The organism is Ruegeria meonggei (genome assembly GCF_900172215.1).
In the GTDB taxonomy this organism is placed as follows: domain Bacteria; phylum Pseudomonadota; class Alphaproteobacteria; order Rhodobacterales; family Rhodobacteraceae; genus Ruegeria; species Ruegeria meonggei.
The window spans coordinates 75,235-96,334 of sequence record NZ_FWFP01000010.1; the positions used below are offsets into that span (position 1 = coordinate 75,235).

A 21,100-nucleotide genomic window follows, 5' to 3' on the forward strand; every position below is an offset into this window, starting at 1 on the left:
TTGTGTCCGAGGTCCAATTCGCGCAGCCGTCACACACCCCCAAGGTCAAATCCGCGGCGGGCACCCATACGGTTTCTGCATTGCAGAGAACTTGGCAAATTGGTTGACCCATCATTTCCAGAGATCGGTCGCAGTTGATTAAATTTTAATCCTCAGCTTCATCAGGTGGTCAAAAATTAGTCATGTGCTTGGGTAAAAGGCCCGTATCCGCCGCCCAGCAATAGAGTTCCAACACCAGAGCAGTGAAACAAGCGGCACATGTCTTTGATCAGCAGGTGCGCTATTACTCATCATGCCTCCATAACGCTCAGGCCGGACGCATCCCCACCGCGTGCCAAAGGCGCGGTTCGTCTGAATGCAAAGCCATTGGGCAACAAGTCGGTATTAGGTGGGTTTCGCCAATCCGGGTCATTTAGGTGCCTGTTCCCTCGGTCTACAGAACCCGGGTTGGAGGCCGTGCTTTTGAACACGGCAGGCGGGATCACTGGCGGCGACGTCTTCCGGTTCAACGGACACGCTGCCCAGGGTACCACCCTGTCCCTGACCACGCAGGCCTGCGAGCGGGCGTACAAGGCTCAACCCGGCCCCTCTGGCCATGTAACCAACGATCTGAGCGTCGAGACAGGTTCGCGCCTGAACTGGTTGCCGCAGGAGACGATTCTGTTCAATGGCAGCGCTCTGGACCGTCAGCTGCGGATCGATATGGCCCCCGGCGCAACTTTGCTGTTGGTCGAACCGCTGGTTTTTGGGCGCGCAGCCATGGGCGAGACACTGACAAGTATCCGCCTGCGCGACCGGATCGAAATCCGGCGCGAAGGCGCACCGGTCTTTCTGGATGCGACGCAGTATTCCGGCGACCTGCACACGCATTTGGCCAAGCCGCATATTGCGGACGGCGCAGGTGCAATGGCGCTGGTCGTCTTTGTATCACAAACAGCCGAGGCCCATCTGGACCCAATCCGCCTGTTACTGCCCGACACCGCCGGGGCCACTCTGATCCATGACGACATGCTGGCAATCCGGCTGTTGGCCGAAAACAGCTTTGCCCTGCGCAAAACGCTGTTGCCGGTCCTGCGGCGGCTTAACAACGAAACGCTTCCCCGATGCTGGACGATTTAAGATGAACCTGACCCCAAGAGAAAAAGACAAATTGCTGGTCGCCGTCGCCGCCGAAGTCGCCCGCAAGCGGCTGGCCCGTGGCGTGCAGTTGAACCACCCCGAAGTCATCGCGCTGATCACCGATGCGGTGGTCGAAGGTGCGCGCGACGGCCGCTCGGTCGCCGACATGATGCAGGCTGGGGCCGAGGTTATCACCCGCGATCAATGCATGCAGGGCGTGCCCGAAATGATCCACGAGGTTCAGGTCGAAGCCACCTTTCCCGACGGCACCAAGCTTGTCACCGTTCACAACCCCATTCGATAACCCGCAAAGGATAATTCCATGACCCGTATACTGTTCCCTACCCTGATCGTTGCTGGCCCCGCCGCCGCCCATACCGAACCCCATTTCCACGCCCACACCTCTGACTATGCGGCCCTGGGCTTGGGTCTGGCCGTACTTGCTGTGATCGCGACCGTTCTGATTTCAAAGCTGCCGAAATGATCCCCGGCGAACTTTTCGCGGCCGAAGGTGAGATCACCCTGAACGCGGGTGCCAATGCAATTACGTTGATGGTTGCCAATACGGGCGACCGCCCCGTGCAGGTCGGCTCGCATTACCATTTCGCCGAAACCAACCCGGCATTGGCGTTCGACCGCATCACCGCCAGGGGTTTGCGCCTTAACATTGCACCGGGCACCGCCGTGCGCTTTGAACCGGGCCAAAAGCGTGAAGTTTCGCTTATCCCGATCGGTGGCGCGCGCAGTGTCTATGGGTTCAATCAAAAGGTCATGGGGGCGCTCTGATGGCGACGACTATTGCCCGAGCAGAATACGCCGCCATGTTTGGCCCGACCACGGGCGACAAGCTGCGGCTGGCCGATACCGATCTGATTATCGAGGTTGAACGTGACCTGACCACCTATGGCGAAGAGGTCAAATTCGGTGGCGGCAAGGTGATCCGCGACGGGATGGGGCAATCCCAGGTCACCCGCGCAGAGGGTGCTGTAGACACCGTCATCACCAATGCGTTGATCCTCGACCACTCGGGCATCTACAAAGCGGATGTCGGCCTGAAGGATGGGCGTATCGCCAGGATCGGCAAGGCCGGCAACCCTGACACGCAGCCCGGCGTCGACATCATCATCGGCCCGGGCACCGAAGCCATCGCGGGCGAAGGCCGCATCCTGACTGCGGGCGGGTTCGACAGCCATATCCATTTCATCTGCCCGCAACAGATCGAAGACGCATTGCATTCCGGTCTGACCACCATGCTGGGCGGCGGCACTGGCCCGGCCCACGGCACGCTGGCCACCACCTGCACGCCGGGCCCCTGGCATATTGGGCGGATGCTGCAGGCGGCCGACGCGTTCCCGATGAATCTGGCTTTTGCGGGCAAGGGCAATGCGTCACTACCCGCCGCGCTTGAGGAACAGGTCAAAGCCGGGGCCTGCGCCCTGAAACTACACGAGGATTGGGGGACAACCCCTGCTGCAATCGATTGCTGTCTTGGTGTGGCTGATGCGTGGGACGTGCAGGTTATGATCCACACGGACACGTTGAACGAATCCGGGTTTGTAGAGGACACCGTCGGGGCCATGAAAGGCCGCACGATCCACGCCTTCCACACCGAGGGCGCAGGCGGCGGGCACGCGCCGGATATCATCAAAATCTGCGGCGAAAACCATGTTCTTCCCTCGTCAACCAACCCGACGCGTCCCTTCACCGTAAACACGGTTGAAGAACATCTCGACATGCTGATGGTCTGCCATCATCTGGACAAATCCATCCCCGAAGACGTGGCCTTTGCCGAAAGCCGCATCCGGCGTGAAACTATTGCTGCCGAAGACATCCTCCACGATATGGGCGCGTTCAGCATCATCGCGTCCGACAGTCAGGCCATGGGCCGCGTGGGCGAAGTTCTGATCCGCACTTGGCAAACCGCCGACAAGATGAAGAAACAGCGCGGGCGTCTGCCCGAAGAGACCGGTGAGAACGACAATCTGCGCGTCCGCCGCTATGTCGCAAAATACACAATCAACCCGGCCATCGCTCATGGCCTCAGCCATCAAATCGGCAGTATCGAAGAAGGCAAACGCGCTGATCTGGTGCTGTGGAACCCGGCATTTTTTGGTGTGAAGCCCGAGATGGTTCTGCTGGGCGGCACCATCGCCTGTGCCCAGATGGGTGATCCCAATGCCTCGATCCCCACACCGCAGCCGGTATATAGCCGCCCGATGTTCGGGGCCTATGGCCGCTCGGTCGAACATTCGGCGGTTACCTTTGTCTCGGGCGCAGCCCAGTCCGAAAGGATTGGCGACACTCTGGGTTTGGCCAAGCAGACGGTCGCGGTTCAGAACACGCGAAACATCGGCAAACAGGATCTGGTTCTGAACAACGCCACGCCGCAGATTGAGGTCGACCCCGAAACCTATGAAGTCCGCGCCGATGGCGAGTTGTTGATCTGCCAACCCGCCGAAGTTCTGCCAATGGCACAGCGGTACTTTTTGTTTTGACCAGAAATTACGCCGCGTTGCAGCATACGCAAGCCGGCCATGACAAAACGCACACTACTCAGCAGGGTGAAGATGACACATTATGAAACCCAAGGGAGGACCAACGTTTCGTACGTTTACGAGGGTCCAAATGGCACATACCACAACAGGCGCACGCGCAGGTTTTTCGATTTCCGGCCTGTTCCGCGCAATTGGCACATCGCTTTACACAGCACTGATCCGCATGGCCGAGGCACGGTCCCGCACCCAGCGATTTCAGCACCTTCAATCGCTCAGCGACGAAGAATTGCATCAGCGCGGCCTGACGCGCGAGCGCATCGCATATCACGTCTTTGCGGATTCCATCTGGCGCTGACCACTTTTTTGGTTGAGGGGGCGTGCGCATGAACGCCCTGCTTTGCACCGCGCGGCGGTACTCTGACCACACACACAGCGACGCAGACGACCAACTGACGCTGACCTACGAAGACCGGTTCTTGCGTCGCAAGGTTTTGACCTGCGAAAGCGGCGCGCAGATTCTGGTCGATCTGTCTCAGACCACGTCGCTGGATCACGGCGGTGCGCTGATCCTTGAAGACGGGCGCGAGGTTGAAATCCTGGCCGCGCCCGAACCTCTGCTTGAGGTCACCGCCCCAGATTTGACCCGCATCGCTTGGCATATCGGCAATCGCCACACCCCCTGCCAGATCGAGAGCGAACGCCTGTTGATTCAGGTGGATCACGTCATCCGCGACATGCTGATGAAAATTGGTGCCACCCTGCGCGAAGTGCGCGAGCCGTTTACGCCCGAAGGTGGCGCTTATGGCCACGGCAGGACCCACGGCCATGCCCACTGACATCGACATCCTGACCCTGACGCAATGGCTGTCACCCGCTTATCCGGTAGGCGGGTTCGCCTATTCGCACGGGTTAGAATGGGCGGTTGAATGCGGCAGCGTCGCAAATGCGCCCGACACGGGTGACTGGATCACCGAGGTGATCGACCATGGCACGGGCCGCAATGATTGCGTGTTTCTAGCCGCAGCTTTCAGGGCCGACACCCCCATAGATCTGGCACAGGTCGACCACGCAGCCCGCGCCTTTTGCCCATCGTCCGAAAGGTTGCTGGAAACGCGACTGCTGGGAGAGGCTTTTTGCGGCGTGACAGCCAGTGTCTGGGCGCTGAAGATCAAGACGCTGACCTATCCGGTGGCCGTTGGCCACGCGGCCCGACAACAGGTTTTGCCGCTGCATCTGACCGCCCAGATGTTCCTGCAGTCCTTCATGTCCAATCTGGTCGCTTGCGCGACCCGGCTGGTACCCTTGGGCCAGACCGATGCGCAACGGTTGATCCGCGATCTGACGCCACTGTGTCAACGCGTTGCCGCGGACGCGATCAAGGCCAGTCTGGAGGATCTGGGATCAACCGCGTTCCTGTCCGATATCGGGTCGATGAAACATGAAACTCAGTATTCAAGGATGTTCCGAACATGACCAGTATGAATGGCCCTCTGCGCGTTGGCATCGGTGGCCCGGTGGGCGCTGGTAAAACCACCCTGACCGCCGCCTTGTCCGAGGCGTTGCGTGACACGGTTTCACTGGGAGTGATCACCAACGACATCTACACACGAGAAGACGCCGAGGCGCTGATGCGCATGCAAATCCTGCCGCAGGACCGGATTATTGGCGTGGAAACCGGTGGATGCCCGCATACGGCCATCCGCGAGGACGCCTCGATCAACCTTGCCGCTGTGGCTGAAATGCAGGCCCGTCATCCGGATGTCGAAGTCGTGTTTATCGAAAGTGGCGGCGACAACCTGTCGGCAACCTTCAGCCCCGAACTGGCCGACGTTACGCTGTATGTTATTGATGTCGCAGCCGGTGAAGAGATCCCCCGCAAGGGCGGTCCTGCAATCACCAAGTCCGATGTGCTGATTATCAACAAGACCGATCTGGCCCCGCATGTGGGCGCCTCGCTGGAGGTGATGGATCGCGACGCCAGTAGAATGCGCAATGGTCGCCCGTTTGTGTTCTCATCCCTGCGTGAGCGTGAAGGTGTCGCCGAGATCGTGACTCTGCTGGCGCAAATCGGTGGGCTGGACGTTTCGGGCATAGCCAGGGCGGGGGCCGCGTAGCCCCCCGCCCCTGCTGTCATTCCGCAGGGGCCTGTTTGGCTGGGAAAGTAGCCTTTCGCCCCGGCTTAGCCCCGGTAATCACCCACAGCATTGGGGCAAGGTCGGGATGCCGGAACACAAACCCGAGCTGTAACAGCCGCGCTGGCAGAACCCGCTGACCGCCCAGCATCGTCTCGCGCCCCATATCACCCAGCGCACCAGCTAGAAGCCATTCGGGAAACCGCAAGATCGCCGGTCGGTTCAAAGCGCCAGCCAGCGCCCGCGTGAAATCGGTGTTGCGCACCGGGTTGGGTGCTGTCGCGTTCACAGGTCCCTTTAGATCGGGTTGAGCCAGACCAAACGCAATCACGCGGATCAGATCATCCAGTTCAATCCAAGACATCCACTGCCGTCCATCGCCCATAACCCCACCGCCGCCGAATTCAAACGGGGTCAGCAGCTTGGCAAGCATTCCGCCGTCCACACCGAAAACAAGCCCAATGCGCAGCAGGACGACACGCACTCCTTGCAGTTCAATCTTGCGGGCCGACTGCTCCCACGCGTCGCAAATATCATGGGTAAACGCAGGTGCGGGCGCATCGGCTTCGGTCAGAGGGTCGTCACCGCGCAGACCGTACCAACCGATAGCTGAGCCGTTGATCAGGCAGTCCGGCTTGTGCGTCAGCCTTTTGACCAACCCCTCTAGCGCGCGCGTCGTCTGAACGCGGGATTGTACGATATTGGCGCGCCGCTTTGTGGTCCAAAGCCCCCCTGCCACGGGCTCACCCGCCAGATTGATAAGGGCATCAAACCGGTCTTCGCTGTGCACCTGATCAAGACTGCTGAGAACGCGGACAGGCTTGCACAGTGTATCGGCTTTCCGGGGATCACGCGTCACAACTGTGACAGAGTGGCCCGCCGACACCAGTGCCTGCACCAGTCGCTGCCCGATGAACCCTGTTCCGCCCGTGATTAGGATGCTCTGCCGTGTCTTCAGTGCATCAACCAGTGCCGCCGGATTTCCCCGGGTCAGGCGATCGCTGCGGGCGGCGGCCAGCAGGTCACGAAGGCTGAACAGACCAACGCCGATGGCCGAAAGTGTCGCCATGACGCTCCACCAGCCATAGCTGACTGGGACCATCGCTGCAGGCTGAAACGACCACGTCCAAAGGTATGATCCCGCCATGGCAAGGATCGCCCCATAATTCACCGCCAGCAAGGTGTGGTTGATCCGTTCACTGCCGGGCAGTTTGCGGGTCAGGTCCTCTTCGACGAAATCCCACAGGGTGATGACCACTTCGATCAGAAGAACCGCACCAAGCGCCATGGCAAAGACACCATGGGGCTCAAACCAGGCGATGCACAGAAAGATCGCCGCATATATCGCGTTGCGTACGCCGTGCAGGCGCAGCTCGGTCTTTTGGGATGGGCGCCAGGCAAGCCGCTCGGTCCCTTCGTGATGAAACAGCGTGTCGAATGCGCCCATGAAAACTTGCAGGGCAATCAGGCTCCAAAGGAATGAACTGTCCATAAGACTTCCTATCTGTCTTGGAAAATGGCGTCCTGACGGATCAACTCTCCGAACAGGCGACTGTGCAGGGTAAGCGAGAACAAAAACCGCGCGCGCCCCAGATCTTTATGCGCAATGGTCAGCGCACCGGGGCGCAGCCAGGGCGGAAGTCGCAGCTTCCAACGCCCAAGCTGCAAAAAATAGTGATCGCTGTGAAAATAGAGGCCCGAGACATCCGCGCTGACGCGCAGAGCCATGCCGATGCCGGATCCAACATATTCCTCAATCCCTGTGGGGCCCGCAAACCGTTTTGAGCTGTGAATGACCTGCGGAAACCCGCAGGCCCGCCCATATTGCCGCACCCAGAACTGACCACGCCCGACGCAGTCTTCGGTCACGGCCACCACTGCAGGCTGGTTCAGGCAGGTTCCGTCATAAGGCAACGGTCCGCCAACCAAACGCGCCAGTTGCGCCAGGGCCCACCCAACCCGGCTGAAGCGCATTTCCACTACCTTGCCCTGGTAAACCACGCTTGCCCCGTCGGACAGCCGGTGCCCAAACCTTTGTCGAACGGCCATGGGCAAAGCAGCCCAGGATTTTGGTCCCAAGAGCGACGAAAACCTGCTGTCTGCAAGGGCTGTTTGGTGGTCCGTCGTTGGAAGCTGTCTCATGCGGCACTCTTACTGTTACAACGGTTATTTCTGTATGAAGAGAATTAGTGGGGCAAAAAAAGCTCTACTTGCTGCCAATTTTGAGCAATGACAGCACCTTGTCCCCCATTTTCATCAACATTGAGAGTTTCGATTTTGGCACGTTGAGCATCTGATCAGACCAGCGATCAGCCGTTGTCAGAAACTCGTGCATGTTTTTCATCCGGGTCAGGACCACCGGGCTGAGGTCGGATTCGGTGCTCGCCTGTCGCACACAGATGTCGATGGCCCGGATCGCCGGGTCAATCTCGCGCTCTTTGCGCCCTTTTGCGATCAGCAAGGCCATTTCCCACACGTCTGTTTCAGCGACGAAATGCTCCCGACGATCCCCCGGCACAGGAACGCGCTGAATCAACCGCCAACCCGCCAGTTCCTTTAGGGAATTCGAGACATTCGACCGTGCGATCCCAAGCTCTTCGGATATCTGTTCGGCATTCATCGGTGCGGCGCTGAGGTACAACAACGCATGGATCTGCGCGACCGAGCGATTTACACCCCACTGGCTGCCCATATCTCCCCAATACAAGATAAACTGAGATTTAGAGGACGAATCCGAAATATCTGATATTTCTGTCATGACAGAAATATCAGATAATCATTCATCAAAGTCAAGTCGCTTAACTGCCAAAGCCTTTCGGCACCAAGCCCTCACCCCGATGCAAATCTTCTGCTATCCGGAAAAACTGGCCACTGCTGCGGTCTGCCGCATGGCTGCCAAACATGTCAGAAAGTGTCCTGCGACAAGGTTTTTATCCTTCACAGGCACAAAGCGAATTCCGGGCTCGCGCGCGCATTCCTGTTCAAAGGCCACGCCTATGCCAACATCGGAATTGACCAGCGTGCAGATTGGCCCCCACGACCCAAGACCCAAGATCATTGTCAGCCTCACCCGCCACAGCTGGGCCGCAGAATCGAACATCTGCCGGGTTGCAGAGGTCGGCTCTTGTTGATTCAGCTTGAGGTTTTCCAAGACCTGCCAAGTGGCGGTGCTTGCACCGGCAACAGGTCATGGGTGGCCAAGGTACGCGCGGTCACATCAACGGCGGGAAAGGCGCGGACAAATTCCGAGATCAGAGGGATCACGATCCATTTCAATTTGCTGTCTTGTCCTGCCTGGTTCGACGAAAATCCTTAACCTGAATGCGGCGGCAGAGGGTTAACTTATCGACGGGCTAAACTATAGTCAGGGAATTAGGAAAGGGCATCGCCTTGCGTAACCGGTTTCGAATTCTAAGCTTGGCCACCGTGGTTCTTGCATTCTGCGGCACTCCACTTGCTGCTGGGATTGTGGTGGAATGGGCAGAGCTTCCCGATCCCTCAGTTCAAGTCTTCGAGGATCCCTATCGCGACCTCAGCCCTGAACAATTCGACGACGTTGTCTTTGCCCTGCGCCTGCGAAGCCGCCTGCAAGGCACAGGTGGCACGGCACAAGAACGGCAGAAATGGCAGGTGCTTCTGGTCGAAACCGAAGACGCGCTGGCCACTGACGACATAGATGTCGACTGGCTGCTGTCACAGCGAGAAGCCGTCACCGAACGGCGAAAATTGGCGGGCGCGTCGGGCAATCCACTGTTTGACGGCCGCGTTGTCACCCTTGTGGGCTTCGCGATCCCGGCGCCACCTGACCCAGATGGGCATGCCGTTGCCTATCTGGTGCCAAAGCTGGGGATGTGCAGTCACATGCCACCTCCACCGCCAAACCAAATGATCCGGGTGCGGTTGAACGACGACTGGACCCCGTCCTATTTGCACGAACAGGTTCAGCTAACCGGAACACTGACAATTGCCCCGTCGAGCCGCCACATGGTTGTTGTTGATGGCCTTATGCCAATGCGTGCGACCTTTCTGCTTGATGCAGACAGCATCAAAACCCAGGATACGGTGCAAGGGCAAACGTACAATAACAAAAGCCTAGTCGACAGATTGCGTGCCGCAGCCCACCGGAAGACCGGCGGGCTGACGGCGTCTGACTAACCGGGCAGAGGCAATTATCTGCGCCCCTTCTTCTTGTTCATCCAAAATGGCGGCACATCACCGGCCATGATACAGCCATAGGGATCGATGTAATCCTCGATCTCGGCCAGATCGTAGGACTTGATCTGCGCCACAACGCTGTCAGCGCTTTTATAGCTGGACGGCAGCTCGGATGCGTCAACACCACCAGCGTGGAACCGGATATCCAGCCCCTCTGTCTCGGCCTGCAGCATCTGGTCAGGCGTCACCGATCCCATGCGGCGCTTGTGTTCCGAGCGTGAATAGTTCCGCCCCGCCCCGTGCGGGCTGAAGCCCAGACCATGATCGGCATCCTTGCCGCGCACCACCAGAACCGGTTCGGACATGTTCAGCGGAATCAGCGTCAGACCCGTGGCATCCGCTGCGTAATCACTCCAGGCAGGGGTCGCCCCCTTGCCGTGGTAATACAGATCATCCCGTTTGAAGACGAAGTTATGCTCGTTCCAGAACCGCGCGCCCACGTCGCCCACGCGCGCGGCTTCGACCGTCGCCTGATGGATCGCATTGTGGTTGGCCTTGGTCCATTTGCGGATCAGTTGCAGAGCATCCCAATAGTCGCGGCCTTCCTCGGTATCGGTCGGAATCCACGCGTTCTGTTTGGCGGTCTCAGGCGACAGCTCTTTGCGGAACTTTTCCGCCACCTGCATCCCGTGTTTATACAGAACAGCCCCCGGACCGCGCGATCCATGATGGGTCACAATCGCCGTGCGCCCGGACTTGCGCGAGCGGCCCACAAACAGGAAGTGATTGCCGTCACCCTGCGTGCCCATATGTTCCTGTGCCATGCGAATGGACTTGGGGGTGTTCAGAAACGAGTTCTCGCGGAACGCATCCAGCAGTTTCAGCGACGTGGTAAACCGCTTGCCCTGCGGGCGCCCGCCCGGACCGAAATGCGTCACCGACTGCGCCGCGTCCAGCACCGCCTTGGGGTCGGCATCGCCCAGATCGGTGATCATCACCGAGCAACAGATATCGGCCGAGTGCATACCGGGGTGAATCGCGTTGCGCGCGGCAGCGATACCGCCAACCGGGATCGTGCCGACAGGCCCTGCCGGGCAGGCATCCGGCATGATGGCCCCGGCCTCAAGAGTCGGAGTTTGCATCAGCGCAGTCATCGTCTCGCGCACTTTTGCGACGTTGTCTTCTTCATCGGGATGCACGGCGTCGATGTTTTCGTGAAACGTGATCTCACCGGGTGTGTGCGGTGCCATCATGACCGGGGCCAGAGGGATTTCGCCCTCAAGCTCCTGCCGGATGCGCACCAAACCAAACCCTTCGGCCCGCATCTCATTCGCGCGCGCCAACAGGGCCGGGAAGTGTTGCCCCGGGCGATGCCCCCAATCCTTCAGGTGGCCGCCGGTTACCGCGTCATATGTGTTGTCTTCCGTCATCATCTTTTACTCATTCAAATTCAGGCCCCGGCGACAAGGGGAGAAGAAACAGGTGGGAGGCCCGCCCCGCATCTGAATGGGCAGATGCGTTTGCCATCCGGGCGCCGGCAGGGAGGGGAGTTGAACCCGCTCGACCTGTCCCCGTGGTGCCAATGTAGTTCCTTCAGCATTCGCCGGGGTGTTCCTTACTGTTCCGGTCAGAAGGACAACGAGTTACGAGACAGTTTCCGCCACCAGAGCAAGACCCTGGGCTGGACTTGAACCAACACGGAGGTTTTGCACCTCCAACCCCGAAGGGTCGCGTCTACATGTAGTCCCGCAGGCATTCCTTCTGCTGTTGTTCATAGGCCTCGACGACAAGAATTGGTGAAACGCCTGCTCTACCTGACTGAGCTACCATCCCTCCCCCAAGGGGCTGGGACGAGCGGGATTCGAACCCGCGACACGGAGATTAACATTCTGTAGTTCCACCGGCATTCGCCGAGACAGCTCCTTTTTATTCGGGTCAGGCAGACAAGTGGGGGTGAGACCTACGGCCCTTATAGGGCGCGTATCGGTTCAAGCGATGTAGTCCCAACGGCATTCTGCCTGATGTTGTGTTGTGGACCGGGCGAAACATCGCCCGGAACCTGTTCATACGTCGATCTTGTCGATCTCACCGACCCAGTGATCCGGGCCGGTCTGACCGGCGGCAAAGCGCGCGATCTGGTCAAAGACCGCATCCGAGAAGCCACCGACATTCAGCACGTCTGCACGTGTCTGGGCCTGCGTGGTCCCGTAAGGCGCGATGTCGATGCAGACCAGTTTGGCCTTGGGATTGCGACGTTTGATCACCTCCCATTCCTTCAACATCGCGGTGCCCTGCCCGCCGCCCCCGGCATCGACCCAGGATTGGTTATCGGACACGAACACCACCAGATCAGGCGCGCGACCTCGTTGGTTCAGCCAGGCCAGAGGGGCGGAACAGCTTGTCCCACCTCCCGCCAACGCGGCCAGACGCTCGGCGTTGGTCAGGATCGGGTCGCGCGGCTGCAGACGCACTTTGCGCACGTCAAAATCAAACGGCAGCACCTGACACCCGCGATTCACGCGCTGGAAAGACGCCGCCACCAGCGCCGCCACATCCACATGACGCACGACCGAGGTTGCCCCCGGGCGATACCCGGTCACGGACCCGGCCATCGAGCCGGAAACATCCGGGCACACAACCACCTGCCCCGCAACCTTCGGCACGTTCTGCACCGCGATTTCCATCGCATCATGCAGGGCGTCCACGATCGGGTGCGGGATATCCCCTCTCACGTGCTGCGCGGCCACCACCAGTTGGTAGGGAAACGCACGTGCCTTGGCGATCGCCTGCGGGTCCCGCAGCAGGGCTGCCACGTGATCCACATTCCGGGCCACGTTGAAAACGCCGTGGCGCTGAAACGTGTTCAGGTTCTGCCGCACCATTTGCCACGAGCCTTTGCGCGCAATCTGGGCCCATTGCACGGGAGACAGCTCCAGTTGCGTCAGCATCTGGAACGGCACATCCGGCACCGGACCCTTGCCGGTTTCGCGAAACGCAATCCAGTCCTGCAGGGCCTGTGGCAGCCGTGCCAGATTGCACGGCCGCCCGACGATCCAGGCAAACAGCGCCTCCCGCTCGGCCGTGGCCGGTTTCGGGTGCACCATCTTGATCATATCCGCCAAAGACGGGTCATTGCCGATATTGGCGTTCAACAGCGCCCGGTCGGACGCGGTGTTCAACCAACTCTGGACCATCGCTTTTGGCGCCGAACCCAGAGATTTACGCCCCGTCTGACCCGACCGGATGACCTGCACGAAGGTGCGCAGCATCTTGCCGTTATCAACCACACGGCCAAAGGCCGCGCGAAACAGAACCGGGTCGCGCCGGGCCAGAATGGCCAGCAGCACAGCAGGCATATCCTTCATGTATCCCGACTGACGGGCATAGATCGCCGTCTGTGCCAGACACTTGGGCGTGACCGCCTCGGCGACGTCCAGAACGTATTCCAGCTCATCCTGCGGCGATTGATAGATCATGCCCCCGAAGGTGCCGGTCACGGCGACCTGTGCCAGAGCATGGGCATCGGAATACACGTAGGCCGGCGCCCCGTGGGCGTTCTGTGCGGTTGCTTTTGGCAGCAACCGGCCTTTGATCGATGCAAACACGGATTTGTTCGCCATGTCCTTTTCCTCATTTGTTGTGAGGATGTTTTTGCATGGCGGATCCAATAGGCGGAGGGAAATCGTATCCTCACTTAATGTATTGTTTTTAATTGATAAAAATCACCGTTGAAAATCAGAGTGATTGAACTTACGATAGATTTGTATCGCTAATTATACAAATGTATACATCATGAAGAATGTGGTCATCGGATTCCTCGGAACGCAGCTGGATATGGGCAAGAAGCGACGCTGGAAGCCGACGCCCAGCCTGTTTCTGCACGACCATTTCGACGTCGATCGCCTTGAACTGCTGCACGACCATAAGTTCAATCGCCTCGCCCATCAGCTCAAACGCGAGATCGAAGAGCTTTCGCCTGGAACCGAAGTACTGTTGCAGCGCATGGATCTGACCGATCCGTGGGACTTTCAGGAGGTCTACGGCAAGCTGTTCGACTTTGCCCGCGGCTATGGCTTTGACGAAGACCGCGAACAATATCATGTCCACCTGACCACCGGGACCCATGTGGCACAGATCTGCTGGTTCTTGTTGACCGAAAGCCGCCATGTCCCGGCGCGTTTGATTCAAACCGGCCCGCCCGGACCAGAGGAAAAGACACCGAAATTTGACATCATTGATCTGGACCTCAGCCGGTATAACGCGCTGCAACAGCGCTTTGATCAGCTGTCGCGCGAATACAGTGATCAGTTGAAAGGCGGGATCGAAACCCGCAATCCGCAATACAACGCCCTGATCGACCGGATTGAACTGATCGCTGGCAACTCTGACGAACCGATCCTTCTGCTGGGCGAAACAGGCACTGGCAAGACAGAGCTGGCGGAACGGATATACAACCTCAAACTGGACCGGCGTCGCATCAAAGGACGGCTGGTACACGTCAATTGCGCCACATTGAATGGACCAGACGCAATGGCCACCCTGTTCGGCCAACGGCGCAGCTATTTGGGTCAGGCAGGAACGGAACGCGGCGGGCTGCTGCGCGAGGCTGATGGTGGCGTGCTGTTCCTTGATGAGGTCGACGAATTGGGTTGGAACGAGCAATCCATCCTGCTGCATGCGATCGAGACCGGGCGGTTCTATCCGTTAGGCTCGGATCACGAGGTCTCAAGCCGGTTCCACATCATTGCAGGCGCCAACCGCGACCTGCGAGTTTTAGCCGCCGAAGGCCAGTTTCGTCAGGACCTGCTGGCCCGCCTGAACATGTGGCACTTTCACCTGCCAGCCCTGCGGGAACGTCGCGAGGATATCGAAGCCAACCTGACGTTCGAGCTGACGCGCTCTGAACGCAAACTGGGCACACAGGTCGGGTTCAATGCGGACGCGCGCGAGGCTTATCTGCGCTTTGCAACCAACCCGGCAACGTTTTGGCCCGGAAATTTTCGGGATTTTAGCGGATCGGTCAAACGGCTCTGTACCCTGGCCCCGCGCGGACGGATCACGCGCGCCATGGTAGAAGACGAGGTTCAAAGCCTGCAAACGGGCTGGCGGACGTCCACGTCTGATACGGATTTCACCCTGGTCAAAGACGTGCTGGGTAGCGCTGCCAGTGATGTTGACCCGTTCGATATGGTGCAATTGGCCAAAGTCATCCACACTTGCCAACACGCACCCAGTATCAGCGCGGCGGGGCGCATGCTGTTTGCCGTTTCAAGACAAAAACGGAAGACACAGAATGATGCGGACAGATTGCGGAAATACCTGCAGAAATTTGGACTGGACTGGGACGCGGTGTCAGCCAGGCATCGGTGAGTGCACATCGCGCTTTCAGAGGATCGCGATCTGCGCGCAGGGCTTCAGCCGTACGGTCCGCAATAACCCGGCAGTTAAGGTCGGCCCATCGAACGGTAAGATCATGGCCCTGTAGATACGCCTGTGAAGAATAGAGTTTGGTGATGGTGCCGCCGCCAATATCAGCGCGCAGACCATCGCCCAAGACAGATTTGCCCATGGAACAGATTCCAATTGGTTAGTGCGAATATTCGACAGAGCTGCCGGAACACATGATCAGGCCTGGCCGGGAATTGCACCGTTAGTTCAGCAGCTCTTCTTCAAACGGGAAATCCGCGATGATCTCGCAGCCCTTGTCAGTGACACGCACCATTTGCTCGAGCTTCACACCGTGGGATCGCCCGACCTCACCGATATAGCTTTCGATAGACAGGGTCATGTTCTCTTCAAACACACCGTTATAACCGGTGCGCTCCCAGAAGGCGAGCGGCGGGACTTGCGGGTATTCGTTACACATCCCTGTCCCGTGCACCAAAACACGGCAGTCAAGATCCTGATACCTTTCCGGCATCTTCCAGGCCTTTTCGGCAAATTCACGCAGTGAGACGCCCGCCTTGATCAGTCCCATATTGGTGTGAACCTGATCATAAGATGTCTGGTACAGCGTCTTTTGCTCGGGCGTTGGTTGTGCGGGTTGGCACAGCCAGGTGCGCGAGATGTCGGTGTTATAGCCGAACGGGCCGATCATGTCGGTGTCGATGGCCAGAAACTCTCCGGGTTGCAGGACTTTGTTGCTGGCCTCGGTGTACCAGGGGTTGGTGTTGCTGCCGGCGACAACCAGTTTTGTTTCGATATAGTCGCCCCCCAGGGTCGAGTTCATCGAGGCCAGGACCGCCCAAAGGTCATTCTCGGTCGCGCCGGGGACGGTCATGTCGCGCATCGCGCGCAGCGCCGTCATGCACACCAGCGCTGAATGCTGCTGAGCCTTCAGCTCTTCGAGGGTTTTGATGCAACGGGCCCGTTCGATGATGTCCTGACCAAAGACAGTAGTGATCTGCCGCTCGGTCAGTGCCGAGCGTCCACCTGGTTCAAGTTTGTCGATGGCGATGCGCGTGTTGCCGCAACGCTCGGCAATGACGTCAGCCAGCTCATCGGCCCAGGCGTCGATCAAACCCGGGCGTTTATCACCTGACGTGTGGTGATACCACAAGGTCCCGGGGCGTGATTCCGCGATCGTATCCAGACCTTTCGACAGATGGCCGCAATTGACAAAGTCAAACATGATGGCTTTGCCCTCGGTCGGAACAAGACAATACCGGGCGGCGTTGTGCATCGTCCAGATTTGCATGTTCCGGCAATCGGTCGCATAGCGGATGTTGATCGGATCATAGAGCAGGATGCCACCCAGGTCATTCTCTGCCAGTTGGCTCTGCAACCGGTTCAGCCGCTCAATGCGCATCTTGGCTTCATCCACCTGCGGCAACTCAATCAAGCCACGGCGTGCATCGTTGATGTAACTTTTCAGATCCATGAGGTTTCCTTTGATGGCCCATTGCGATCAACGGGATGAGCGGTTCAGGCCTTGCAAAATAAGGAAACCCCCAGGCTGAAAACACGGTGAAAATTGTCTGGAAAACTCATAACTACAGGTAATGATACCGCGCTTGCTGTTGCCGTCCTTTTAGGGAGGCAAATCGCAGTGAGCGAACGCTTTTTCGATCTGAAAACTCCGCCGCTTCACCGTCAAATCTGGGCCAGGCAAGCCCGTCACCAACCCCAAGACCAAGGGGTTCGGGTTTTTTTGCCACACAAGGGGTTGAGGATAAGCCAAAGGTTGAATGCCCTGGTTGACCCGACCTATCAACTCGATATTTCTGACCTCGATTTAGTGCTCTAGGACGTTGATTTTACATGGACGACTTTTCAAGTTCACTGGGCTCACACCTGTTGGCTGATTTGTTTGATGCAAACGCTTTGTTTGATCCGATACCCGCAAAAGATGTGCTGAGACGCGCGGCACTGGCCGCCGGCGCCCATGTTCTTGAGGTCAAAACACACGATTTTGGCGCGCGTGACGGGTTCACCGGCGTGGCGCTTTTGGCCGAATCCCATATCTCGATTCACACGTGGCCAGAACATGGCTATGCCGCGGTAGATATCTTCATGTGTGGCGACGCCAATCCACGCGTCAGTCTGAACGTTCTGAAAGCCTATTTCACACCTGCACGGGCCGAAGTGCAGATGATATCGCGCGGGTTTATCGGCAAAACGCAGCGCGGGCTTGCCGCGGCAAGTTTCTGAAGGGCGGATGAAGGAACTTTCCAGATGTCCTGTCACCATATCACTCATCCTACTTGGGGCAGCGGGTTACGCGATCTGGGGGCCCGTTCGGTATTCAGGCAATCTGATATCCTTTCCCGACCACCTGATCGGGGCCTTTCGACATGGCGATCTAAGTCATCTGGCGCTCAATTTCTTGCTGATCCTGATCGGCGGCACTTTGACGGAACCGCGTGTCGGGTCGTGGCAGACAGCCGCGATTGCGATGATGTGTCTTTTGTTCGGAACCGGCGCAGAGCTGGCCGTCGCTGGGCCGGGCTTTGTCGGGCTGTCTGCGGCTGCCTATGGTCTGGTCGCGCATGGTGTGCTGATCACGGCCCCGCCGGAACGGCGCATCGTCACGATTGCCCTGATCGCTTTGGCACTGAGCGCCGAATACCTCTTTCTTCGGCCTCAGATTGCCGTGTTCACCCATATTACAGCCGCTGTTATCGGCGCAGGATTTGCCATGTTTAATTCTCTGTTTGGCTCCAAGGGTCCCGTGCTCAAACCCATGGAATTACACCACGTCTCGCCTGTGATTGCGATCATTGCGCAGACCGATGAAGACGACGCGCATGAGGCCGAAAGCACATTTCTGGATGATGGCGTCGAAAACATGTTTGTCCTGCAGGACCGAGGCAGAGTTTTGGGAGTGATTGGCTTTGACCTGGATGAACAGGTGCCGGATCTTGCCTGGCTGTCCTGGACCTATCTGGATCAGGCGCAGACCGGCAAGGGTTTGGGCAGCCAAATGCTCAACGATCTGTTGGGTAAGCTGGCGCAACAGGGTGTCAGAAAGATCTTTGTCGAAACCAGTGACTACGAAGAGTTTGGCAAAAAGATATACGCTTCGGCCCATCGACTGTACGAAGAATTTGGCGCGGCGGTCGAACTGACCGTTCCTGCCTATCACAGCCCGACCGAGGCCAAGATCATCTATGGGCTGGAAAACCCCGAAGCGCCAGAAATGGCCACACCCGAGCCCACTGCATCAACTGGCCTTGCCATCGCCGAAATCCACAAGGCCGCTGAAACCGATGACGTGGCTGGGCTGCGTTGGACCGAAACCGCTGAGGGTCTCAGCGGTCTGGACCAGCAACTGGCTCTGGCGCAGCAACAACACTACCGCATGGCGGTTCTGGCCATACCCTCGGATTTATCGGACGCCAATACCGCAGCCCTGAAAGATCACGGCCTGCATCTGTGCGGTGCGCTCAAGGACTTTTACGGCGCAGGTCTTCACCAATGTTGGTGGACCCGCGACCTGACAGAAGCATGACATCAAGCCAAAGAAATAGGAGTAAAAGATGTTTGGAAAACTAAAGGGGATCGTCATTATCGGCGTGTTGGGATTTGTGGCCTACTCGGTCTTTCTGTCCCCTAAATCAGAGCAGACGGCCGATCTGGGTCAGGTTTTGGATCGGACAGAGTTCACGATTGCCAAATATCAGGAATACCTGGATGCAAACAGCATCACCGAAGCCTCGAACGAGCAAGTAGACGAGTTTGCCGGATACCTAGCGCAAGTGATGAATTCCGACCCGAAATTCTATGACAAGCCGCTGGGGATCGAAATCGAAAGCGACGCCAAGTTCCTGGGCTTTGCAGATGCCAATGCCAACAACGTCCGGGACACGGATGAAGGCGAAGTTTTCACGATCGAGATTGATGAGGCCAACAACCGCCTGATCGCAACCGACACAACCGGCGAATCTGCGGGCCTGCGTTTTTCCGGTGCTGGTTTTTTGGCGGGTGCCTTGTTGGGCAATTTGCTTAGCCGTCAACGCTCAGCCGGTATCAAGGCTTCCAGCTTTAACAACCGCTCGGTCACGCCGCGCACCAGCTATGCAGCCCCGCGCAGCTCACGTTCCGGCGGTCTGCGTGCAGGCAAGTAACCAGCAACCCTGTCAAATCCAATCAAAACCCGGTGCGCTGGCCGTGCCGGGTTTTCCTGTCATTCGGACCTTAGAATGAGCGACACAACTACACTTCGTTACACCGACTTGCCGCGCCGCCAGGCGATGGTCCTGCTGGGCGCTATCCTTGTGGTCGCCCTGTGCGGCATCGTTTACGAGCTGATCATCGGCACAGTATCCAGCTATTTGTTGGGAAATTCTGTCTATCAGTTTTCACTGACCATCGGCTTTTTCATGTTCGCCATGGGCGTCGGATCTTATGTTTCGCGCTTTTTCCACGGGAACCTGATCCAGATCTTTGTCTGGGTTGAGCTGATCCTGGCACTGGTCGGCGGCCTGTGCAGTGTGTCGCTGTTCATGCTGTTTCCCTTTGCCCCCTGGTTCTACACCGTCGGCATGTTCTCTTTTATCTCGGCCATCGGATTTCTGGTCGGGTTGGAGATTCCCCTGTTGATGCGGGTGTTGTCCGAGCGCAGCACCACTCGGGAATCCATCGCTGATGTGTTGTCTCTGGACTACATCGGCGCGCTTGTTGGCTCGGTCATGTTTCCGATCCTGCTGCTGCCATCGCTGGGTTTGATTTCATCGTCCTTTGCCATAGGGCTGACCAACGCCGCCGTCGCCTTCCTGAGCGTTCTGTACCTGCGCGACTACCTGGATGCACCTAAGCGGATGCTGGCCTGTTCCATTGCCACGATCGTGCTGCTGTTTGCCCTGACCTTGCTGGCAGGTCGCATTACCGCTTTTGCACAGGATCACCTGTATTTCGACCGGATCGTCTGGCGCAAACAATCGCAATATCAGTCGCTGGTCGTCACCAATACCTGGCAGAAAAACGAGGTGCGCCTGTTTATCGACGGCCACCTTCAATTCGCCGAGGCAGATGAATACCGCTATCACGAAGCACTGGTTCACCCAGCCCTGTCCTGGGGCGATGCCGCACCGGAATCTGTGCTGGTTCTGGGCGGGGGTGATGGGTTGGCAGTGCGCGAAATCCTCAGACACCCAAGCGTTACGCAGATCGATCTGGTGGACCTCGACCCCGAGATGACAAAGCTGGGGCGCGATTTTGCCCCTGTGGTTCGCCTCAACGGCAACAGTATGGCGGCGTCGGCGCTGACGGTGCACAACACCGACGCGTTCAACTTTGTCAAATCGGCAGATCAATCTTATGACCGGATTATCGTCGATTTTCCCGATCCGCATAACGAGGCGCTGTCCAAACTTTACGCGATTGAATTCTACGCCATGCTTCAGGCCATTCTGGCTGAGGATGGAGTGATCGTGACGCAAAGCAGCTCACCCTTTTTTACGCCGCACACCTATTGGACGATATCGGACACGATGTCCGAGATTTTTCCGCAAGTGGTGAACTATCAGATGTCGATCCCGTCCTTCGGCGTCTGGGGGTTCAACCTGGCCAGCAATCAACCAGACGCCCGGTTGGGTGACTTGCCGGCCGATCTGAGGTTTCTGACACCAGATGTGTTCACCGCAGGGCGGGTTTTTCCAGCCGATCTTTTGCCCAGCCGGGAGTTGGCGACGAACTCGATCTTTGATCCCAACATCTACCATCAATATTCGCGCGACATCTCTGGGTATTGAGGGGTTG

At 58.2% G+C, this 21,100-nt stretch carries 22 protein-coding genes; 15 read left to right on the plus strand and 7 right to left on the minus strand.

Annotated features, from left to right (window positions below; translation table 11 throughout):
• Window positions 1–258: 258 nt before the first annotated feature.
• The 9 genes from RUM8411_RS16255 to ureG all read left to right on the plus strand — a co-directional run bounded on the left by RUM8411_RS16255 (window position 259) and on the right by ureG (window position 5,728).
• On the plus strand, window positions 259–1,119 hold the full coding sequence (locus RUM8411_RS16255) for an urease accessory protein UreD (protein WP_085823771.1): 861 nt from the start codon (window positions 259–261) through the stop codon (window positions 1,117–1,119).
• 1 nt (window position 1,120) lies between these two features.
• A complete protein-coding gene (locus RUM8411_RS16260) occupies window positions 1,121–1,423 on the plus strand; it encodes an urease subunit gamma (protein WP_085823772.1) in 303 nt (100 codons plus the stop codon).
• A gap of 18 nt (window positions 1,424–1,441) precedes the next feature.
• On the plus strand, window positions 1,442–1,603 hold the full coding sequence (locus RUM8411_RS22750) for a hypothetical protein (protein WP_159453913.1): 162 nt from the start codon (window positions 1,442–1,444) through the stop codon (window positions 1,601–1,603).
• Window positions 1,600–1,905, plus strand: a complete 306-nt coding sequence (locus RUM8411_RS16265; protein WP_085823773.1) for an urease subunit beta — start codon at window positions 1,600–1,602, stop codon at window positions 1,903–1,905. The genes RUM8411_RS22750 and RUM8411_RS16265 overlap by 4 nt, the downstream gene beginning before the upstream one ends.
• Window positions 1,905–3,614, plus strand: a complete 1,710-nt coding sequence (ureC, locus tag RUM8411_RS16270; protein ID WP_085823774.1) for an urease subunit alpha — start codon at window positions 1,905–1,907, stop codon at window positions 3,612–3,614. Before RUM8411_RS16265 ends, ureC begins: the two co-directional genes overlap by 1 nt.
• A gap of 130 nt (window positions 3,615–3,744) precedes the next feature.
• A complete protein-coding gene (locus RUM8411_RS16275) occupies window positions 3,745–3,969 on the plus strand; it encodes a hypothetical protein (protein ID WP_085823775.1) in 225 nt (74 codons plus the stop codon).
• A gap of 28 nt (window positions 3,970–3,997) precedes the next feature.
• Window positions 3,998–4,450, plus strand: coding sequence for an urease accessory protein UreE (locus RUM8411_RS16280; RefSeq protein ID WP_085823776.1), 453 nt, complete (start codon window positions 3,998–4,000; stop codon window positions 4,448–4,450).
• Window positions 4,440–5,087: an urease accessory protein UreF gene (locus tag RUM8411_RS16285; protein ID WP_085823777.1), complete on the plus strand. Its 648-nt coding sequence runs from the start codon at window positions 4,440–4,442 to the stop codon at window positions 5,085–5,087. The genes RUM8411_RS16280 and RUM8411_RS16285 overlap by 11 nt, the downstream gene beginning before the upstream one ends.
• On the plus strand, window positions 5,084–5,728 hold the full coding sequence (gene ureG, locus RUM8411_RS16290) for an urease accessory protein UreG (RefSeq protein ID WP_085823778.1): 645 nt from the start codon (window positions 5,084–5,086) through the stop codon (window positions 5,726–5,728). Before RUM8411_RS16285 ends, ureG begins: the two co-directional genes overlap by 4 nt.
• A gap of 16 nt (window positions 5,729–5,744) precedes the next feature.
• Here the strand turns inward: ureG and RUM8411_RS16295 are convergent, their stop codons facing one another.
• The 4 genes from RUM8411_RS16295 to RUM8411_RS16310 form a co-directional block, all read right to left on the minus strand.
• The gene (locus RUM8411_RS16295; RefSeq protein ID WP_085823779.1) at window positions 5,745–7,238 is read right to left on the minus strand and encodes a TIGR01777 family oxidoreductase; all 1,494 of its coding nucleotides are present in this window, start codon (window positions 7,236–7,238) and stop codon (window positions 5,745–5,747) included.
• An 8-nt stretch (window positions 7,239–7,246) separates the two neighbouring features.
• Window positions 7,247–7,888, minus strand: a complete 642-nt coding sequence (locus RUM8411_RS16300; protein WP_085823780.1) for a DUF4166 domain-containing protein — start codon at window positions 7,886–7,888, stop codon at window positions 7,247–7,249.
• A 64-nt stretch (window positions 7,889–7,952) separates the two neighbouring features.
• Entirely contained in the window at window positions 7,953–8,504 is a 552-nt protein-coding gene (locus tag RUM8411_RS16305; RefSeq protein ID WP_085823781.1) for a GbsR/MarR family transcriptional regulator, read from the minus strand.
• A 93-nt stretch (window positions 8,505–8,597) separates the two neighbouring features.
• The gene (locus RUM8411_RS16310; protein WP_159453914.1) at window positions 8,598–8,804 is read right to left on the minus strand and encodes a hypothetical protein; all 207 of its coding nucleotides are present in this window, start codon (window positions 8,802–8,804) and stop codon (window positions 8,598–8,600) included.
• A gap of 332 nt (window positions 8,805–9,136) precedes the next feature.
• On the opposite strand from RUM8411_RS16310, the gene RUM8411_RS16315 reads away from it, so the two are divergent.
• Window positions 9,137–9,901: a DUF3299 domain-containing protein gene (locus RUM8411_RS16315; RefSeq protein WP_085823783.1), complete on the plus strand. Its 765-nt coding sequence runs from the start codon at window positions 9,137–9,139 to the stop codon at window positions 9,899–9,901.
• Between the two features lie 14 nt (window positions 9,902–9,915).
• On the opposite strand, the gene RUM8411_RS16320 is transcribed toward RUM8411_RS16315, so the two are convergent.
• Both RUM8411_RS16320 and RUM8411_RS16325 read right to left on the minus strand, forming a co-directional pair.
• The gene (locus RUM8411_RS16320) at window positions 9,916–11,334 is read right to left on the minus strand and encodes an RtcB family protein (protein ID WP_085823784.1); all 1,419 of its coding nucleotides are present in this window, start codon (window positions 11,332–11,334) and stop codon (window positions 9,916–9,918) included.
• A 630-nt stretch (window positions 11,335–11,964) separates the two neighbouring features.
• On the minus strand, window positions 11,965–13,521 hold the full coding sequence (locus RUM8411_RS16325; RefSeq protein ID WP_085823785.1) for a vWA domain-containing protein: 1,557 nt from the start codon (window positions 13,519–13,521) through the stop codon (window positions 11,965–11,967).
• A 172-nt stretch (window positions 13,522–13,693) separates the two neighbouring features.
• On the opposite strand from RUM8411_RS16325, the gene rtcR reads away from it, so the two are divergent.
• On the plus strand, window positions 13,694–15,271 hold the full coding sequence (gene rtcR / locus RUM8411_RS16330; RefSeq protein WP_085823786.1) for an RNA repair transcriptional activator RtcR: 1,578 nt from the start codon (window positions 13,694–13,696) through the stop codon (window positions 15,269–15,271).
• Window positions 15,272–15,551: 280 nt separating this feature from the next.
• Here rtcR and RUM8411_RS16335 read toward each other — a convergent pair whose 3' ends face one another.
• Window positions 15,552–16,781, minus strand: coding sequence for a M24 family metallopeptidase (locus RUM8411_RS16335; RefSeq protein ID WP_085823787.1), 1,230 nt, complete (start codon window positions 16,779–16,781; stop codon window positions 15,552–15,554).
• Between the two features lie 380 nt (window positions 16,782–17,161).
• Between RUM8411_RS16335 and speD the strand changes: the two genes are divergently transcribed.
• From speD to RUM8411_RS16360, 4 genes are all read left to right on the plus strand, one after another.
• A complete protein-coding gene (gene speD, locus RUM8411_RS16345; RefSeq protein ID WP_085823789.1) occupies window positions 17,162–17,551 on the plus strand; it encodes an adenosylmethionine decarboxylase in 390 nt (129 codons plus the stop codon).
• Between the two features lie 7 nt (window positions 17,552–17,558).
• Complete coding sequence (locus RUM8411_RS16350) at window positions 17,559–18,851, plus strand: rhomboid family intramembrane serine protease (RefSeq protein WP_085823790.1); 1,293 nt, start codon at window positions 17,559–17,561, stop codon at window positions 18,849–18,851.
• Between the two features lie 28 nt (window positions 18,852–18,879).
• Entirely contained in the window at window positions 18,880–19,467 is a 588-nt protein-coding gene (locus RUM8411_RS16355) for a hypothetical protein (RefSeq protein WP_085823791.1), read from the plus strand.
• 75 nt (window positions 19,468–19,542) lie between these two features.
• A complete protein-coding gene (locus RUM8411_RS16360) occupies window positions 19,543–21,093 on the plus strand; it encodes a polyamine aminopropyltransferase (RefSeq protein WP_085823792.1) in 1,551 nt (516 codons plus the stop codon).
• Window positions 21,094–21,100 lie beyond the last annotated feature (7 nt).

Excerpts from the sequence above, each read along its gene's own strand:
- RUM8411_RS16310 (WP_159453914.1), bottom strand. The coding sequence starts at position 8,804 with ATGATCTTGGGTCTTGGGTCGTGGGGGCCAATCTGCACGCTGGTCAAT.
- RUM8411_RS16320 (WP_085823784.1), bottom strand. The coding sequence starts at position 11,334 with ATGATGACGGAAGACAACACATATGACGCGGTAACCGGCGGCCACCTG.
- RUM8411_RS16285 (WP_085823777.1), top strand. The coding sequence starts at position 4,440 with ATGCCCACTGACATCGACATCCTGACCCTGACGCAATGGCTGTCACCC.
- RUM8411_RS16300 (WP_085823780.1), bottom strand. The coding sequence starts at position 7,888 with ATGAGACAGCTTCCAACGACGGACCACCAAACAGCCCTTGCAGACAGC.
- RUM8411_RS16295 (WP_085823779.1), bottom strand. The coding sequence starts at position 7,238 with ATGGACAGTTCATTCCTTTGGAGCCTGATTGCCCTGCAAGTTTTCATG.
- RUM8411_RS16355 (WP_085823791.1), top strand. The coding sequence starts at position 18,880 with ATGTTTGGAAAACTAAAGGGGATCGTCATTATCGGCGTGTTGGGATTT.
- RUM8411_RS16255 (WP_085823771.1), top strand. The coding sequence starts at position 259 with ATGTCTTTGATCAGCAGGTGCGCTATTACTCATCATGCCTCCATAACG.
- RUM8411_RS16335 (WP_085823787.1), bottom strand. The coding sequence starts at position 16,781 with ATGGATCTGAAAAGTTACATCAACGATGCACGCCGTGGCTTGATTGAG.
- RUM8411_RS16260 (WP_085823772.1), top strand. The coding sequence starts at position 1,121 with ATGAACCTGACCCCAAGAGAAAAAGACAAATTGCTGGTCGCCGTCGCC.
- RUM8411_RS16275 (WP_085823775.1), top strand. The coding sequence starts at position 3,745 with ATGGCACATACCACAACAGGCGCACGCGCAGGTTTTTCGATTTCCGGC.
- RUM8411_RS22750 (WP_159453913.1), top strand. The coding sequence starts at position 1,442 with ATGACCCGTATACTGTTCCCTACCCTGATCGTTGCTGGCCCCGCCGCC.
- RUM8411_RS16280 (WP_085823776.1), top strand. The coding sequence starts at position 3,998 with ATGAACGCCCTGCTTTGCACCGCGCGGCGGTACTCTGACCACACACAC.
- RUM8411_RS16350 (WP_085823790.1), top strand. The coding sequence starts at position 17,559 with ATGAAGGAACTTTCCAGATGTCCTGTCACCATATCACTCATCCTACTT.
- rtcR (WP_085823786.1), top strand. The coding sequence starts at position 13,694 with ATGAAGAATGTGGTCATCGGATTCCTCGGAACGCAGCTGGATATGGGC.
- RUM8411_RS16325 (WP_085823785.1), bottom strand. The coding sequence starts at position 13,521 with ATGGCGAACAAATCCGTGTTTGCATCGATCAAAGGCCGGTTGCTGCCA.
- ureG (WP_085823778.1), top strand. The coding sequence starts at position 5,084 with ATGACCAGTATGAATGGCCCTCTGCGCGTTGGCATCGGTGGCCCGGTG.
- speD (WP_085823789.1), top strand. The coding sequence starts at position 17,162 with ATGGACGACTTTTCAAGTTCACTGGGCTCACACCTGTTGGCTGATTTG.
- ureC (WP_085823774.1), top strand. The coding sequence starts at position 1,905 with ATGGCGACGACTATTGCCCGAGCAGAATACGCCGCCATGTTTGGCCCG.
- RUM8411_RS16305 (WP_085823781.1), bottom strand. The coding sequence starts at position 8,504 with ATGACAGAAATATCAGATATTTCGGATTCGTCCTCTAAATCTCAGTTT.
- RUM8411_RS16265 (WP_085823773.1), top strand. The coding sequence starts at position 1,600 with ATGATCCCCGGCGAACTTTTCGCGGCCGAAGGTGAGATCACCCTGAAC.
- RUM8411_RS16360 (WP_085823792.1), top strand. The coding sequence starts at position 19,543 with ATGAGCGACACAACTACACTTCGTTACACCGACTTGCCGCGCCGCCAG.